The organism is Ruegeria sp. BHSA123, assembly GCF_059613425.1.
In genome coordinates this window covers 1-1031 of record NZ_JBXWSL010000175.1, presented here as the reverse complement: position 1 = coordinate 1031, position 1031 = coordinate 1, and the positions used below count along the sequence as shown (strand labels likewise).

Here is a 1031-nt window from a genome sequence, read left to right as displayed (position 1 = left end):
GTCGAAGGTTTTTCGATGCGGGCCGCGGCGCATCGTTGGCGTTCGTGTGTAACCCGGCCCGCGTTGAATAACCTGACAAGGAGGAAGCCGCGGGAGGCTGGGCGGCGTCTATGGGGAAAGTATGCTGCGGGTGATTGCGGGAGCCGGTTCTGAGCGCCGACCAGGCAGGAAGCGCCGGTTGGGGGCGGTTATCCAGCGGGCTGTGTTCGCGCGTTCCGGGTGCCGTCGGAGCCGTTGACCGGGTGATTGCGGGCTAACCACAGGACCGGGCGTACCGGGGGCGTTCCGGAAAACGAATTGGAACCGGGGTAGTCTTCGCGGCATGGACGGGCGTTTCGTCATGCGGCCTGCTCCCTGGGTGGCGCACGGCTCATCGGTTTTTGCCCGCGCCGGAAAATTTCCACGATGCGCATCGGGCCGCCGCAGCAGGGGCACGGCTCGCGCAGGGTGAGCGGAGCGGTCTCAGCAGTCTCCTGCGTTTCCTGTTCGGCCAGTGTCTGCACAAGCAAGTCGCGGATGCGGGCGATGGTGGTCTTGCGGGTGGCGCCGGCCAGCAGGCCGTAGTGGCGGATACGGTGAAAGCCGTCGGGCAGGACGTGCAGCAGGAACCGGCGGATGAATTCGCCGGTCTTGAGCCGCATCACCTTCATCCGGTCGCCGCGCTTGATACGGTAATCCTTCCAACGGAACGCAACGGTCTCGGCATCGGCGCTGACAAGGCGGTGGTTCGAGATCGCAACGCGGTGGGTGTATCGGCTGAGATAGGCGAGGACAGACTCGGGCCCGCCGAAGGGCGGTTTGGCGTAGACGACCCATTTGGTCTTGCGGAGCGGGGCGAGGCAGGCGGCGAAGGCCGCGGGATCGGCCAGTCTTTTCAGATCACCGAAGAACTGAAGCTGCCCTGCCTTGTGCAGCGCCGACAGCCCTTCCAGGAACAGGCGCCGGAACAGCCGGGCCAGGACGCGCACGGGCAGAAGGAAACCAGGGCGGCAGGCGATCCAGCGTGTAGCGTCAGGTGACAGGCCGCCGCC

Annotated in this window: 1 protein-coding gene; it reads right to left on the bottom strand. The window is 66.1% G+C overall.

The window, feature by feature from the left end:
• Positions 1 to 338: 338 nt before the first annotated feature.
• Positions 339 to 1031: IS91 family transposase (locus tag AC2FNC_RS20860; RefSeq protein ID WP_496716599.1), on the bottom strand; the 693-nt coding region annotated here is incomplete at its 5' end.